Genomic DNA, 14686 nt, shown 5'->3' with positions numbered 1-14686 from the left:
TCGTGAAAAAACTTCATTTTGATTATTGCATGGAAATCCACTATTCTGCGGATGTTTCGTGGTGCTGCTACACAATAAAGTGTATCCCAAAGGATGATGACAGACAGAAAATATCAAACATAAAAATTGATATGATACCTGAAACAAAAGCAGAATGGTCTACGGATTCTCATGGAAACAGATACATATATGGCAGCAATGAGATACCGCATTCATACTTCAAATACCATATAAAAGGTGAAGCAGAATGCGGATACACTCCACATGAATCTGTAGCAACCGAAACCGAAGAAATGATATACAGACATAGTCATGGACTTACTGTTCCCGGAGATAAACTACGTGAATATATGAATTCCATTAGGGATTCTATGCCTTCTTTTGATGATATGAAACCGCTTGATAAAGCGAAGTATATAATGAGAAAGCTACAGGAATGCTTTGTTTATGAAAAGGGATGCACCAAGATTGGTACAGGAGCAGAGGAAGCTTTTTCTATTGGACGCGGAGTATGTCAGGATTATTCTCATATCATGATTTCACTGCTCAATTTGTCCGGGTGTGCAGCCAGATATGTTACAGGACTCATCATAGGAGAAGGAAAGTCTCACGCATGGGTGGAAGTTGCAGATAATGGCAAATGGTATGGCTTTGATCCGACTAATAATACTCTGGTGCAAGATTCACACATAAAAATAGGCTGTGGTAGGGATGCCAATGAGTGCCAGATAAACAGAGGAATTATGCATGGTGGTGGTCAGCAATCCCAGGATATTTATGTAAATGTTTCGGAGATAAGTCCGGCACAGGACATTATAAGCAGAGGAGCATTGTTTTAATGATAAGTACAGTAGCAGAGGTGTCACTACCTGTTGATGAGGTATTAAGGATAAAGAAAAGGCGCATAATGCCGGACGATTCTAAAAGTAGTCCAAAGCGAATCAGCATTGTTACCGGAATACATGGAGATGAGCTTGAGGGGCAATATGTATGCTTCGAACTTGCCAGGCGGATAGAGGAAAACAAAAAATGTCTTAAGGGAATTGTAGACATTTACCCTGCCATGAATCCGCTTGGGATAGATTCGGTGACTCGTGGGATTCCTGCTTTTGATCTTGATATGAACAGGATATTTCCAGGGAATGCTGAAGGTAATATGACAGAATTACTTGCAGCAAAGATTTTAAAGGATGTTTCAGGTTCAGATGTGGTATTGGACATACATGCCAGCAATATTTATCTGACCGAGATTCCGCAGGTAAGAATAAACAGGCTTCATAGAGAAGAACTGGTTCCGCTGGCAGAGCAAAGCAATGTTGATTTTGTCTGGATCCATGAAGCAAGTACAGTACTTGAGTCAACTTTTGCATACAGCTTAAACAGTACAGGGACCCCATGTCTTGTAGTTGAGATGGGAGTAGGCATGCGGATAACTAAAGAATATGGTGACCAGCTTGTGGATGGAATTTTTAATCTTATGCATTACATGGGAATGTGGACGGGAAAGACAAAGGCGCCAAGAAAAACTATTATTTCTGAAAAATCAGAGGATGTTTGCTTTATCAATGCTGCGGCGGGGGGACTCTTTATCCCGGATGTGAAACATTGGGAGAAGCTTAAAAAAGGTGACAGGATAGGACGTATCATCGATCCGCTTTCAGGAAAAGTTCTGCAGAATGTTGAAAGCCCTGTGGATGGGATTCTTTTTACAATAAGAGAATATCCTATTGTTGATGAAGGCTCACTTATCGGAAGACTGCTTAAGAAGGAAGTCATGGCTTAATGGAAAAGATAATAATTTACGAGATTAAAGGGCTGTATAGAGACAGCTTCAGGATAACCGGTTTTGAATTTGGAATGGGGCAAAAATCACTTTGCATTGTCGGAAGCATGCGGGGGAATGAAGTCCAGCAGTTATACTGTTGTTCCCAGCTTGTTAAGAAATTCAGACAGCTTGAGGAAGAAGGACGTATCAGCCCAAATGTCAAAATTCTTATAATACCATGCTGTAACCCATATTCAATGAATACACAGAAACGATTCTGGACCATTGATAATACTGACATAAACAGGATGTTTCCCGGGTATGACCTTGGGGAAACTACTCAGAGAATTGCCAATGGCATTTTTTCTCAGATAAAAGATTACGATTATGGGATACAGTTTACGTCATTTTATATGCCTGGTGAGTTTGTCCCACATGTGAGACTGATGGATGAAGGATATTCGGATATCAAAACTGCATTGAAGTTTGGTTTACCTTTTGTAGTAAAAAGAACTGTCAGACCGTATGATACGGCAACATTGAACTATAACTGGCAGGTGTGGGACACAAAAGCCTACAGCATTTATACGTCCACTACCAGCAGAATTGATAAAAAGAGTGCCGGACAGGCGGTGCTATCTATACTGAGATTCTGTAAGAGTCTTGGATTTGTGAAATATCATGAAAAGGGTGAGCATCTGACAAAAGTAATAAGTGATAAGGAACTGATCAGCGTAAGGACCGCCAAGCCGGGAATATTTGAGCCGCTTGTAAAAGTGGGTGAAAGTGTAGATGAGGGGACTCCCCTTGCTGATATCATTAACCCTTATGATGGCTCAGTAATGGAAACATTGTACGCTCCAAGGGATGGTACGCTGTTCTTTATGCATTCCGACCCAATCACATATGCGGAAACAGCCGTAATAAAGATGGTATGAGATGCTTCTGTAATTCTCATCATTACATTTTTTGTATGTCATTGTAAAAAATTTTAAAAACATATTGATTTTTTAAACAGATAGGTGTACTATCTGTTTCAAGCAAAGGGGCTGTGCATAGATGCATGGCCCTATTTTGTTTCTAAAAATAATATTGAACAAGCGAGGCGAGGACGTTTCATAATTCATGATATTTCCTCGCTTTTTTATTTTGCTAAGTGGCGAGGATGTCAATAAAGGATATCCTCGCCACTTGGCTTTAGTAGGGATGGTGATTGTATGGAAGTCAGATATTTACCTGCAGGTGACGAAGCAATGGTCATCGAGTTTGGAAAAACAATAGATGATGAAGTAAATAACAGGGTCATTTCCATGACTGCATCAATAAAAAACAAGAGAATAAGAGGAGTCAGGGAAATACTTCCTACTTACAGAAGCCTAATGATTTTTTATAATCCCAGGAAAATCTCCTACATAAGATTAGTCAACATGGTGAAAAGTCTTGGCTATGAAAAAAAGAGCAACGCCGATGAAGATAAGAAAACACTCATAGTTCCGTGCTGCTACGACGACATTTATGGGCCGGATCTTACGCAAATGTCAAAGGAGCTGAATATCACAAAGGAAGAGATAGTAAGTATCCACTCAGGTATGAAATACAAGATATTCATGTTGGGATTCCTTCCCGGTTTTGTTTATCTTGGAGGCCTTGATAAAAGGATAAACATTCCAAGACTAAAAAACCCGAGAACTAAAATTCCCGCAAGGTCAGTTGGGATCGGAGGTTCACAGACAGGTGTTTATCCGATGGATTCTCCCGGAGGCTGGAGACTTATAGGAAGTACACCACTTGATTTTTACGACATAAAAAGAGAAAAGCCAATCCTTTGCGAAGCCGGAGAATACATAAGATTTAAGCCTGTTTCAGGAGATGAATATAAAGATATCAGAAGAGAGATTGAACTTCATAATTACAGTACGGAATATGAAGAATAAGTTAGGACTGAATCATCATATGGGATAGGGGGATAAGGTTATGAGTATAAAGATATTAAATCCCGGTGCAATGACGACTGTACAGGATGAGGGAAGATTTGGATATATGGATTCCGGAATAAGTGAATCTGGTGCCATGGATAAGAACTCATATAGGAAAGCGAATTACCTTGTGGGAAATAAAAAAGGTGAAGCAGTTCTGGAAATCACACTCATGGGACCTGAATTACTTTTTGATAAAGATACAGTATTTGGTTATATGGGCGCGGAAATGGATGCTACGCTGGATGACGAAATTGTTTCAAGAGGAAAAGCCTACATGGCAAGGAAGGGACAGTCATTAAAATTAGGATTTGCAAAAAACGGTATAAGAGCTTATCTGGCTTTTGCAGGCGGTATTGATGTTCCGATAGTTCTGGGAAGCAGATCTACTAATATCAAGTGCGGAATTGGCGGATATAAAGGAAGAAAGCTGCAGGCCGGGGACACACTTGATATAAGAGATCCAGGATATTCAGCACTTAAGTTAAGAAGAATTTTGAAAAGAAAAGCTACTCCCAGTAAATATAGTTCAGAGATTCAGGTGAGAGTAATACCCGGACCCCAGGATGATTATTTTTCCGAGAATGGCCTGATAGATTTTTTTAATACATCCTACAAAGTATCTACAGACATAGACAGGATGGGAATACGACTGGATGGAAAAGAGGTAGAAGCAAACGCACCGACTGACATAGTATCGGACGGAATAACCTTTGGTTCAATTCAGGTCACTTCATCCGGAATGCCAATAATCCTGATGGCAGATCATCAGACTACCGGAGGATATGCAAAAATAGCAACGGTAATTAGCGAAGATCTTCAATTCCTGGCACAGGCAAGGCCCGGGGATGTTATCAGATTTAAACAGGTAGATATTGAAGATGTTCAGAAATTGAATTTTTGGGATTTATTAGCATATATATATGAATCAACTCCGGGGGTGGAGATGATTTATTATCCGGAGGTAATTCATGCAAGATAAAAAGGGGAAGATAGTTACAAATAAATACGCGGAAGTTACACCGGCAGAAGTAAGACAGCTCATAAGAGAAGGGGAAATTATAGGACAGACAAGTGGCATGTGTGAAGGCTACGCACAAGCAAATCTCATTTCTCTTCCAAAGAAATACGCCTATGATTTTTTGCTATTTGCCATGAGAAATCCCAAAGCATGTCCGATACTCGAGGTTCTTGAGGCTGGAGAGGTGTTGATCAGAGAAGTGGCAAACGGAGCAGACATCAGGAGGGATATTCCTAAGTACAGAATTTTTGAAAACGGAGTACTTACAGGGGAATACACAGATGTGAAGAATTACTGGAGAGATGATCTTGTCAGTTTCCTTATAGGATGCAGCTTTTCCTTCGAGGATGAATTGCTAAAAGCGGGAATTCCGGTAAGACATATTGAAATGGGCTGTAATGTCCCGATGTACCTGACAAATATTGCCTGTAAAAAAGCCGGAATGTTCAGTGGATCAATGGTTGTCAGTATGAGACCGATACCGTATGAGCTTGTTCCAAAGGCAGTTCTGGTAACCGGAGAGATGCCCAAAAGAGAGCTTAAGGCAATGGTTCAGTATCAGATTGGTGCCTTATATGCGTTCTGCAAATCTCATGATGTGAAGTTATCACATGTAAAGCCACACGGTGCTATGTACAACATGGCTGCAAAGGACAAGAAGCTTGCAATAGCAATGTGATGTTAGATACATATGCCAGAGTATATGCAAAGGTCGATCTGGAGGCTGTTAATAAAAATGTTGAAAACATGCATGCATCCCTTCCTGATGGAACAAAGATGCTGGCGGTAGTTAAGGCTAATGGATATGGCATGGGAGCAGCCCCTATAGCAAGTATGATTGAAGTAAAGGACTATATCTGGGGATTTGCCACTGCTACAGCAGAAGAAGCATTTGCGCTTCGCGATGAAGGCATTACCAAACCAATACTGGTTTTAGGATACACATTTCCTTATGCGTACAGAAGAATGCTTATGGAAGGAATAAGACCTACTGTATTCAGAGAAGACATGTTAGCAGAGCTTTCAAAATGCTGGAAGGAAAATCGCAAGTCAGCGGAAGATGAGAGGTTTTACGTCCACATAGCAGTTGACTGCGGAATGAGCAGGATCGGTATAAGACCGGACACTGAAGGTGAAGAATTTATCATGAAAGCTTTTAAGACAGAAGGAATAAAGGTTGAGGGCATTTTTACGCATTTTGCAAGAGCAGATGAAAAGAACCTTGCAAGTGCGAGAAAATGCTTTAAAACCTTTGAGAAATTTGTTTATGGAGTAGAAGAGAAAAAAGGAGTGCACTTCACCTTGAAACACTGCTGCAACAGCGCAGGTATAATCCAGCTTTCAGAGGCACATATGGATATGGTAAGGTGCGGTGTCACAATGTATGGCATGTGGCCATCTGAAGAAGTGGATAAAGAAAAAATACAGATAAATCCGGTACTTTCCATGATCAGTCATATCACATATGTTAAGACTATTCCGCCCAAAACAGAAGTGAGTTACGGAGGTACATTTGTTGCTGACAAGGAAATGAAAATTGCAACTATACCGGTGGGATATGCAGATGGATATCCCAGAACTCTGTCAGGCGGGAAAGGGCAGGTTCTTATCAGTGGAAAAAGAGCCCCTGTTCTTGGCAGAATATGCATGGATCAGTTTATGGTTGATGTCACTGATATTGATGATGTAAAAGAGGGTGATGAGGTGGTTCTCATAGGCCATGGATCCTCAGCTGATGAAAATCAAGAATCGATTTCACTGGAAGAATTGGGAGAAAAAAGCGGTAGGTTCAATTATGAGTTTGCCTGTGAAATAAGTGGAAGAGTACCACGTATTTATAAGCATGAAATGAATAAGTACTTAGTATGATGCTACAGGAGATGCGATAGTGTTTACAGATTGTCCTCACCCCGTTTTTTGTGTTCATGAAGAATGGGGATGAGGCTTTTTGTTTTCTCATGGTATACTTTTCCTTACCAGATAAATAAAAACTGCGTACTTGATATAAAATATGTACCAACTATAATAAAGGCATGAGCTGAGAAAAACAAGTAGTTATGAGCATACCTTATTTTGAGTTCATCAAGAAGGGCAATTTCTATGACGATGAAAAAGGAGAAGAATTTCAAATGAAAAAGGCAGCTAATGATATAAAAAGATGTGTTGCCTGCGGTGTCTGCGCGTTGCAGTGTCCAAGAGAGGCAATAGACATCTATAAAGGCTGTCATGCAGTCGTGGATGTCAATAAATGTGTTGGATGCGGAATTTGCGAGAGAGCATGTCCTGCAGGTTCGATTAAGGTAGAGGAGATACATGATGGCATCAAATAAGACAAAACACTGGTATGATTACCTATGGATATGGACAATAGTATATTTTGCACTTGGATTCTTTAATATTCTGTTTGCGTGGCTGGGAATGATTGACTTTATAGTTCCACTTATATTTGCAATTGCGGGCGGAAACAAAATGTTCTGCAATAAGTTTTGTGGAAGAGGGCAGCTTTTCTGGGTGCTCGGGAGAAACTGTAAGTGTTCCCGTAGTAAGCCTGCGCCCGGATGGATATCCTCCAAATGGTTCAGGTACGGATTCCTGGCATTCTTCATGACAATGTTTGGGACTATGGTGTTCCAGACATATCTTGTGTTTTCAGGTACGAACTCACTTAGAAAGACGATAAAGCTTTTTTGGACATTTAGGGTTCCGTGGAAATGGGCGTATAATGGAAGTGCATTCCCTGATTGGGTTGCACAGTTTGGTTTTGGCTTTTATAGTTTGATGCTTACATCAACTCTTATTGGACTGATTGTAATGGCATTGTATAAAGAGAGAACATGGTGCTCATTCTGTCCCATGGGAACTATGACTCAGGGAATATGCAGAATCAAAGTAGGGAAAGGAAAAAAATAATCATGACACTAAGTGAGAGAGCCGAAAAGGCTGTGGAATTAAAAAATTCAGGAATGTATAACTGTGCCCAGGCTGTGACGGCAGCATTATCCGATCAGACAAAGCTTACGGAGGAACAGCTTAAGCAGGTATCAGCAGGGTTCTGTGCCGGAATGGGCAACCTTGAAGCTACATGTGGAGCACTCATAGGAGCGGGAATGATAGCCGGGCTTAATACTGAAGGGAAAGGAACACTGGGAGTTACCAAACGGATACAGGAGGAATTTGGCAAGAGGTGCGGTGCATTGAAATGCAAAGATCTTAAGGCAATCACTGACGGAAAACCCCTCTGCCGCTGTGAAGAGTGTGTTAGAAATGCTGTCGTAATTTATGGTGAGATAATGAATATAAAATAAGTGCAAAACAGACCGTAATCAGTGTAAGTGATAAGGTCTGTTTTTTATTATGGGTCGTGACCCAGTTGAGCTCGCGAAGCGTGCGAAATATCAACCACCCGCTATGCGGGTGCGCGGTGTTTGTTATACAAAAAAATCACCTTTCCGTTATAATTTTGGATGTTCAAGCCTAAATTATAACGAAAGGAAAGGTGATTTTAATGGCCAATAAGGCAAATAGTTTAGCACACACTAAATGGATGTGTAAGTACCACATAGTGTTCACACCAAAGTATAGGAGAAAAATAATCTATAATCAATACAAGGCAAGTATAAGAGATATCTTGAAACAGCTTTGTGCTTATAAGGGAGTAGAGATTATAGAAGGACACTTAATGCCAGATCACGTACATATGCTGGTTAGTATTCCACCAAAGCTTAGCGTATCACAGTTTATGGGATATCTAAAAGGAAAGAGTGCGCTGATGATATTTGATCAGCACGCAAATTTGAAATATAAGTTTGGAAACAGACATTTCTGGGCAGAGGGATACTATGTAAGTACAGTGGGACTTAATGAGGCGACAATAAAGAAGTACATTCAGGAACAAGAAAAACATGATATAGCAATGGATAAACTGAGTGTGAAAGAGTATGAGGACCCCTTCAAGGGGTAGCCGGTATTACAAGCGCCCTTTCAAGGGCTGCGACGAGTCAAAGGCGTTAAAGGCTTGAACAAAGTGAAAGCCAGCGTCTTTAGGCGCTGGCCGGTAACTGCCCCTTATAGGGGCGAGCAAACCACCCGTTGGACGGGTGGTTATGATTGTAGTAACATGAATATAGAAAGAAGAATTCTGATTGAAATTGGAGGAACCGAATGAAAAATATTGGACTCCTCAAAAAACGAATACAAGCGTATTATTGAAGATATGAAGATTATGGAGGACAAGATTTTGAAAGAAAATCTGTAAAAGCACAGGTCAGAGTATTTGATCATCCGGATGCGCTCATAGAAGAGAGGATGCGATTCCAAGCTTGCAGGGTTGCTGGTACTGTAAATATGCGGATTTTCACCTTAAGGAAGAAAGAGCACTAGAGGTGGGAATCTGTTGTTGGCCTAAAAAAATTATAGATTAGAAAGAGAAATAACATGAGTATTTGCATAGAAAAAAATTACAGAAATAACGAGGCTCTTAGAGCATCATTCAATAGACTTGCTGAAAAGACCTTTGGTCTTAACTTCGAAAACTGGTATCAAAATGGTTTTTGGCAGGATAATTATATTCCGTATTCTGTCACGATAGACGGTGAGGTAGTATCCAATGTTTCGGTAAATGCCTGCAACATGAATTATAAGGGCAAAATAGTAAAGCTGATTCAGCTGGGAACAATTATGACAGATCCTGATCACAGAGGAAAAGGCTATGCCAGAATGCTGATGGAAGAGATCATGAAGGATTATGAAGAAAAGGTAGATGGCATTTATCTATTTGCCAATGACTCTGTCCTTGAGTTTTATCCCAGGTTCGGCTTTAAAGAGGCAAAGGAATATCAGTATTCAAAAGAAGTAGTGATAACCGGCGATAATAAAGCGGTAATGGTTCCTCTAAGCAGTAAGGATGATTTTGATAAGGCTGCACGCATTCTTGACACCAAAAGCCAGAATGCTGCGATGTATATGGTTGGAAATTCCGGATTATATATGTTCTATCTGTCACAGTTTATGACGGAGAATCTGTTCTATATTGAGGCTTGCGACAGCTACGCAGTTGCTGAACTGGAGGATAATACGCTGATCCTTTATACTATCATCGGAGATGGATCTTTGGACGAGGTTATTACTTCCTTTGGATCTAAGGTGAAAAAGGTTGTCCTTTGCTTTACTCCAAATGATGTAAATGGCTTTGAGAAAAACGAACTTCATGAGGAAGATACCACTTTTTTTGTTAAAGGAAAGTTCTTTGAAGAAAACGGTGATGAAGAATACATGCTTCAGGCGATAACACATGCATAACCGGACTTTTGTTTGTTGTGATGCATTGTCCATTTCAAATAAAAACTTTTTAGATTTTTCTTGAAAACAATTTTTAATCATATTAGCTTTTTTTAGGACGTCCAAATCTTTCTAAGAGGATGATGTATAATCGAAACAAAAAAATATGTGTAAAGTGGAGGAACCGGACTATGCAAATTTCAGATATTGATAACGGAAAAGCTTTTGACTGGGGAAATACGTCAAAGGATTATGCAAAATATCGGGATATTTATCCGAAAGAGTTTTATCAGCAAATTCTGGATTTGGGACTTTGCAAGGACGGGCAAAAGGTTCTGGATATCGGAACCGGGACTGGGGTTCTTCCACGAAATATGTATCAGTTTGGTGCCGGGTGGATTGGAACCGACATTTCAGAGAATCAGATAGAGCAGGCCAGGCTACTTGCAGCTGATCAGGGAATGAATATTGAGTTTTATGCCTGTCCTGCGGAAGAGGTGGATTATCCTGACAATACTTTTGATGTCATAACCATATGTCAATGCATATGGTATCTGGATGCTAAGGTGATAACCGGGAGATATGCGAGGATGTTGAAGCCCGGCGGGAAACTGCTGATTCTGTATATGGGATGGCTTCCTTATGAGGATACTATCGCAGGAAAAAGTGAGGAAATCATCCTAAAACATAATCCTAACTGGTCCTCATACGGAGATACAGTTCACCCTGTTTTTGTTCCGGAAGAACTATTTGAAAATTTTGACATGGTGATGCAAAAGGAATTCCGGGTTGATGTTACATTCACAAGGGAAAGCTGGCATGGACGCATGCGCGCCTGCAGAGGAGTGGGAGCAGCAATGGACGAAGCACAGCTTCGAGCATGGGATGAGGAGCATTTTAGGATGCTTAATGAAAACGCTCCGGAAGTGTTCGATGTCAAACACTATGTCTCATTTGCTGAACTACAGGTAAGAAAATAATATAAAATAAGTGTAGAACAGACCTGAATAAGTGCATATGAGTCTGCTTTTTTGCAAGTGTGTTAGTGTAATTTTAATTAGAAAACTGGCGAAGGAATAAACTAACAGATATTATTATGGTAATAGTGAAGGATGGACACTATGAAACTATATAAACTTGGAATATGTGGAATAATCAGTTTACTGTCGTATACAGCAATGGTGGGTGCCTTGCAGCAATGCTCATTGGACCTATAGGAACAGGGATTATGCCTAAGGCAGTTTTCGGATTATTTGAGAGATTCAGTACCTTTTCGGCAGTAACCTTCAATGCGGTGCTGGGTTTCGTTTTTGCTAAAGAGATTTATGGTGCCAGGAAGGTATCTCTTGGAGTATTTAAGAACAACGAACCAGCCTACTATTGCTACAAATCAGTAGGATTGAAGGACCTGCCGGATACCGATACCTATGAGATAAATGGTGAAACATGGGACTGCCTGGAACTTGAGATGAATTTGAAATGAACCTTGTATCGGATAATTATGTCTGGCTAAGGAGAGAAAAGCCAGATGTGTCCTGGAAACGAAGACCATTGAGGCTTTGAAAAAATCTGTCGGTTGGCTGAAGGAAAATGATATGGTGTGACAGATAGTACATATATAAGTGAGCCGGGAGATGAAAGATGATAGAAATAAAAATTGCTACAAAAGATGATATAGATAGTTTGATGAGCATTCGCCTTGAGATGCTTAAAGTAGTGAATAATTTATCAGAAGACTATGAGTATTCTGATGAAATAATAACTGAGAGTCGCGATTACTTTTTGAATGGAGACCATTTGACTGTTCTTGCGATGGATGGCGACACGGCTATTGGATGTGCATCCATGAGTTTTTTAAGGATAATGCCGACTTTTTATCACCCAACCGGGAAGAGAGCTCATCTTATGAATGTCTATACAAGAAGTGAATACCGCCGTCAGGGAATTGCCCGGAAAATGGTTGAATTGTTAATAGAAAAAACATGGGAAAAGGGTGCAACGGAAATAAGTCTTGATGCAACCGAATTAGGAAGACCGCTCTATAAGAGTATTGGATTTACCGATTCAACAGAATGTATGGTTCTGACAAAAATGTAGGAGAAAGAGTATGAGAGAAATAACACAGAACGAGGTGAGCAAACTGTACGATTGTATTCGTGAATTATCAGACTATCACAATAAGGCATCTGTGAATTTCAAAGGGTGTTATTCTTTAAATCCTTATGAAAAGACTCTGGAATCTTTCGAAGATGCATTAGGAAAAAAAGAATCCTGTATTGCAGTTACTGAAGAGGAACAGTTGAAAGAAGACTAGATATCAACGGAAGAATAAATGTTGCAGGAACAAGAGGGATTAAGTATGAAGACTTAAGCCTTGCCGTGTGTGATGCTCTTGAAGAGCTGGCATTATCTCACATTACCCCACAGGAAGCAGCCAGCCGGATACAAAAGGCATCGGATAGTATTATGCGTTAGCACTCTGCAAGAATTAAAGTTGAATATAAAATAAGTTTAGGACAGGCTCAGATAAGTACATTTGAGTCTGTTTTTATAAAGTTGGGGCTTGATTTTATAAATAATTGTATTATAATAACATTGTATCCAATTAAATATGGCAAAATATATAAAATGGGCAGGAGGTAATTAAGTCTGTTCCTACCGGCAGTCCAATGCCTGAGGCCCCTGTTTGTCATTTTTGGGTAAAGAATTATAGAACAGAAGATTGATTGGAGGGCATAGGAAATGATATATGATTACAAAGTTACTACAGGAACCGGAGAAGAGCTAAATCTTGCTGATTATAAAGGAAAGGTTATTTTGGTTGTGAACACAGCTACCGGCTGTGGTTTTACACCACAGTACAAGCCCATAGAAGAGCTTTATGAGAATTATCATGACAAGGGACTGGAGGTTCTGGATATCCCATGTAACCAATTTGGTGGTCAAGCTCCCGGAACCGATGATGAGATTCATGAGTTCTGTACTCTTCACTACAACACAACTTTCCCTCAGATGAAAAAGGCTGATGTAAATGGGGATAATGAGCTTCCTCTATACACATACCTTAAGTCACAAAAAGGATTTGAAGGCTTCCAGGACCATCAATACAGAGAAGTACTTGAGAAGATGTTTGCGGAAGCTGATCCTGAATGGGACAAGAAGCCCGATATCAAGTGGAATTTTACCAAGTTTATAGTGGACAGGGAAGGCAAAGTGGTAGCACGTTTTGAACCTACTGCTGATGTTGCGGATGTTGAGGCATGCATCAAATCACTTCTTTGAGATTTGGTTATCAATTGAAAAGTTAACAGAAACTAACATTTACGATTTTACTGTATATTTTGGAATTATGAGTAAGGATTTTAACATTCAGGAATATATGACACACGGAGTTGAAAGGGTAGTTTCAGACGCTGTAAAAGCTACTCTCAAGAACCCAAAAGAAAGTGTTTATATGGCCAAGTTTGCATTGGCAACAAAAACAGCGTCAAAGAAAAGAGCTAAGCTGGAAAAAGAAGGCGAGCACATCCCACCGTTTCTTATTGCAAGTATAACAAGCAGTTGTAATCTTCACTGCTCGGGATGTTATTCAAGATGCAACAATGCTACGGAAGATTCCGCGCCTGTCAGTCAGCTGTCTGATGATGAATGGCTGAAAGTGTTTGATGAGGCAGATGATCTGGGAGTAAGTTTCATTCTTCTTGCAGGTGGAGAGCCTCTTCTTCGGAAAGGCGTCATCGAAGCAGCCGGTAAGAAACAGAACATCCTGTTTCCTATTTTTACCAACGGAACATATATGGCTGATAAGTATTTTGATATGTTTGATGAAAACAGGAATCTTATCCCTATTATGAGTATTGAGGGTGAGAAGGAAGCAACTGACAGAAGGCGTGGCGAGGGTGTTTATGATAAGCTTGCTTCAAATATGGATGAACTGCAGCGCCGGGGGCTTATTTATGGGGCATCAGTGACTGTGACAACTGAAAATTTTAAGGATGTATCCTCAGAAAGCTTTATAGGTAAACTCTCTAACAAGGGCTGTAAAGCGGTGATTTTTGTTGAGTTCGTACCTGTTACGGATGATTCAAAGCACCTTGCTCCTAAAGATGCGGAAAGAGAATATCTGCGAAAAGAAATCATGAGGCTGCGACAGGAACATCCTGAAATGGTGTTTGTATCTTTTCCGGGAGACGAGAAGAACTCTGGTGGATGTATTGCAGCAGGCAGAGGGTTTTTCCATATCAATTCGCATGGCGGAGCTGAGCCTTGCCCGTTCTCACCATATTCAGATATAAATGTGAAGGACACATCCCTCAGGGAAGCAATGAACTCAAGATTATTCAAGGCATTACAAAATGAAGGGGTACTGCTGGATGATCATGATGGCGGATGTGTGCTGTATGAAAAGAGACATGAAGTAGAGGCAATTCTAGGTAGTTTCATTAGTTAAATGTTCCATGACTTCCAGGACAAGCTGGGAGGTAAATCGAACTGCTTGCATATGAAATGTCTAATAATAACACTTTAGTATGCACGACCGATTGGTATCGGGCTGATAAATAAAAAAATTGTCAAATCTTATGCAATCAGCAGAGGTTTGACAATTTTTTTATATCTTTTCATTAATAAATGCTATAAGAATAGCCG

17 protein-coding genes and 2 pseudogenes are annotated in these 14686 nt (G+C 40.2%); all 19 read left to right on the top strand.

The window, feature by feature from the left end; all coding sequences use genetic code 11:
• Window positions 1–2: 2 nt before the first annotated feature.
• The 19 genes and pseudogenes from BV60_RS0101300 (at window position 3) to BV60_RS0101205 (ending at window position 14489) form a co-directional block, all read left to right on the top strand.
• On the top strand, window positions 3–839 hold the full coding sequence (locus BV60_RS0101300; protein WP_051656425.1) for a transglutaminase-like domain-containing protein: 837 nt from the start codon (window positions 3–5) through the stop codon (window positions 837–839).
• On the top strand, window positions 839–1783 hold the full coding sequence (locus BV60_RS0101295; RefSeq protein WP_029319019.1) for a M14 family metallopeptidase: 945 nt from the start codon (window positions 839–841) through the stop codon (window positions 1781–1783). Before BV60_RS0101300 ends, BV60_RS0101295 begins: the two co-directional genes overlap by 1 nt.
• The gene (locus BV60_RS0101290) at window positions 1783–2703 is read left to right on the top strand and encodes a M14 family metallopeptidase (RefSeq protein WP_029319018.1); all 921 of its coding nucleotides are present in this window, start codon (window positions 1783–1785) and stop codon (window positions 2701–2703) included. The genes BV60_RS0101295 and BV60_RS0101290 overlap by 1 nt, the downstream gene beginning before the upstream one ends.
• Before the next feature lie 279 nt (window positions 2704–2982).
• Window positions 2983–3699: a 5-oxoprolinase subunit PxpB gene (gene pxpB / locus BV60_RS0101285; protein ID WP_029319017.1), complete on the top strand. Its 717-nt coding sequence runs from the start codon at window positions 2983–2985 to the stop codon at window positions 3697–3699.
• Window positions 3700–3739: 40 nt separating this feature from the next.
• Entirely contained in the window at window positions 3740–4723 is a 984-nt protein-coding gene (locus tag BV60_RS0101280) for a biotin-dependent carboxyltransferase family protein (RefSeq protein WP_029319016.1), read from the top strand.
• Window positions 4713–5285: pseudogene (locus BV60_RS0101275) on the top strand (D-glutamate cyclase family protein); the annotation flags it as partial. The gene BV60_RS0101280 and the pseudogene BV60_RS0101275, both read left to right, overlap by 11 nt.
• Window positions 5286–5294: 9 nt before the next feature.
• Window positions 5295–5438 (top strand): annotated as a pseudogene (locus BV60_RS24440) (LamB/YcsF family protein); the annotation flags it as partial.
• Between the two features lie 2 nt (window positions 5439–5440).
• Window positions 5441–6631 (top strand): alanine racemase, encoded by a 1191-nt coding sequence (gene alr / locus BV60_RS0101270; protein ID WP_029319014.1) that lies wholly within the window; start codon window positions 5441–5443, stop codon window positions 6629–6631.
• A 188-nt stretch (window positions 6632–6819) separates the two neighbouring features.
• Entirely contained in the window at window positions 6820–7092 is a 273-nt protein-coding gene (locus BV60_RS0101260; protein WP_330376161.1) for an ATP-binding protein, read from the top strand.
• Entirely contained in the window at window positions 7079–7672 is a 594-nt protein-coding gene (locus tag BV60_RS0101255) for a 4Fe-4S binding protein (protein ID WP_029319012.1), read from the top strand. Before BV60_RS0101260 ends, BV60_RS0101255 begins: the two co-directional genes overlap by 14 nt.
• A 2-nt stretch (window positions 7673–7674) precedes the next feature.
• A complete protein-coding gene (locus BV60_RS0101250; protein WP_029319011.1) occupies window positions 7675–8067 on the top strand; it encodes a C-GCAxxG-C-C family protein in 393 nt (130 codons plus the stop codon).
• A 200-nt stretch (window positions 8068–8267) separates the two neighbouring features.
• Window positions 8268–8723 carry an IS200/IS605 family transposase gene (gene tnpA, locus BV60_RS0101245; RefSeq protein WP_026529146.1) on the top strand — a complete coding sequence of 152 codons (456 nt, stop codon included), beginning with the start codon at window positions 8268–8270 and terminating at the stop codon, window positions 8721–8723.
• Window positions 8724–9196: 473 nt separating this feature from the next.
• The gene (locus tag BV60_RS0101235) at window positions 9197–10060 is read left to right on the top strand and encodes a GNAT family N-acetyltransferase (RefSeq protein ID WP_029319010.1); all 864 of its coding nucleotides are present in this window, start codon (window positions 9197–9199) and stop codon (window positions 10058–10060) included.
• A 170-nt stretch (window positions 10061–10230) separates the two neighbouring features.
• Complete coding sequence (locus BV60_RS0101230; protein WP_029319009.1) at window positions 10231–11019, top strand: class I SAM-dependent methyltransferase; 789 nt, start codon at window positions 10231–10233, stop codon at window positions 11017–11019.
• A gap of 164 nt (window positions 11020–11183) precedes the next feature.
• A complete protein-coding gene (locus BV60_RS21510) occupies window positions 11184–11522 on the top strand; it encodes a hypothetical protein (RefSeq protein WP_029319008.1) in 339 nt (112 codons plus the stop codon).
• Between the two features lie 158 nt (window positions 11523–11680).
• Entirely contained in the window at window positions 11681–12136 is a 456-nt protein-coding gene (locus BV60_RS0101220) for a GNAT family N-acetyltransferase (protein ID WP_029319007.1), read from the top strand.
• Between the two features lie 10 nt (window positions 12137–12146).
• Entirely contained in the window at window positions 12147–12353 is a 207-nt protein-coding gene (locus tag BV60_RS0101215; protein WP_029319006.1) for a hypothetical protein, read from the top strand.
• Between the two features lie 428 nt (window positions 12354–12781).
• Window positions 12782–13321 carry a glutathione peroxidase gene (locus tag BV60_RS0101210; RefSeq protein ID WP_029319005.1) on the top strand — a complete coding sequence of 180 codons (540 nt, stop codon included), beginning with the start codon at window positions 12782–12784 and terminating at the stop codon, window positions 13319–13321.
• A 67-nt stretch (window positions 13322–13388) separates the two neighbouring features.
• Window positions 13389–14489, top strand: a complete 1101-nt coding sequence (locus tag BV60_RS0101205) for a radical SAM protein (protein WP_029319004.1) — start codon at window positions 13389–13391, stop codon at window positions 14487–14489.
• The last annotated feature ends 197 nt before the right edge of the window (window positions 14490–14686 follow it).

This window comes from Butyrivibrio sp. AE3004 (assembly GCF_000703165.1).
In the GTDB taxonomy this organism is placed as follows: domain Bacteria; phylum Bacillota; class Clostridia; order Lachnospirales; family Lachnospiraceae; genus Butyrivibrio.
The sequence above is the reverse complement of the archived record's forward strand: the minus strand, read 5'-3'. Positions and strand labels throughout refer to the sequence as shown.

Bases quoted from the DNA above. Each gene is read 5' to 3' on its own strand.
- BV60_RS0101280 (WP_029319016.1), top strand. From the start codon at position 3,740: ATGAGTATAAAGATATTAAATCCCGGTGCAATGACGACTGTACAGGAT.
- BV60_RS0101250 (WP_029319011.1), top strand. From the start codon at position 7,675: ATGACACTAAGTGAGAGAGCCGAAAAGGCTGTGGAATTAAAAAATTCA.
- BV60_RS0101230 (WP_029319009.1), top strand. From the start codon at position 10,231: ATGCAAATTTCAGATATTGATAACGGAAAAGCTTTTGACTGGGGAAAT.
- BV60_RS0101295 (WP_029319019.1), top strand. From the start codon at position 839: ATGATAAGTACAGTAGCAGAGGTGTCACTACCTGTTGATGAGGTATTA.
- BV60_RS0101255 (WP_029319012.1), top strand. From the start codon at position 7,079: ATGGCATCAAATAAGACAAAACACTGGTATGATTACCTATGGATATGG.
- BV60_RS0101215 (WP_029319006.1), top strand. From the start codon at position 12,147: ATGAGAGAAATAACACAGAACGAGGTGAGCAAACTGTACGATTGTATT.
- BV60_RS0101290 (WP_029319018.1), top strand. From the start codon at position 1,783: ATGGAAAAGATAATAATTTACGAGATTAAAGGGCTGTATAGAGACAGC.
- BV60_RS0101260 (WP_330376161.1), top strand. From the start codon at position 6,820: ATGAGCATACCTTATTTTGAGTTCATCAAGAAGGGCAATTTCTATGAC.
- pxpB (WP_029319017.1), top strand. From the start codon at position 2,983: ATGGAAGTCAGATATTTACCTGCAGGTGACGAAGCAATGGTCATCGAG.
- BV60_RS0101235 (WP_029319010.1), top strand. From the start codon at position 9,197: ATGAGTATTTGCATAGAAAAAAATTACAGAAATAACGAGGCTCTTAGA.
- BV60_RS0101205 (WP_029319004.1), top strand. From the start codon at position 13,389: ATGAGTAAGGATTTTAACATTCAGGAATATATGACACACGGAGTTGAA.
- tnpA (WP_026529146.1), top strand. From the start codon at position 8,268: ATGGCCAATAAGGCAAATAGTTTAGCACACACTAAATGGATGTGTAAG.
- BV60_RS0101220 (WP_029319007.1), top strand. From the start codon at position 11,681: ATGATAGAAATAAAAATTGCTACAAAAGATGATATAGATAGTTTGATG.
- BV60_RS0101210 (WP_029319005.1), top strand. From the start codon at position 12,782: ATGATATATGATTACAAAGTTACTACAGGAACCGGAGAAGAGCTAAAT.
- BV60_RS21510 (WP_029319008.1), top strand. From the start codon at position 11,184: ATGTGGAATAATCAGTTTACTGTCGTATACAGCAATGGTGGGTGCCTT.
- alr (WP_029319014.1), top strand. From the start codon at position 5,441: ATGTTAGATACATATGCCAGAGTATATGCAAAGGTCGATCTGGAGGCT.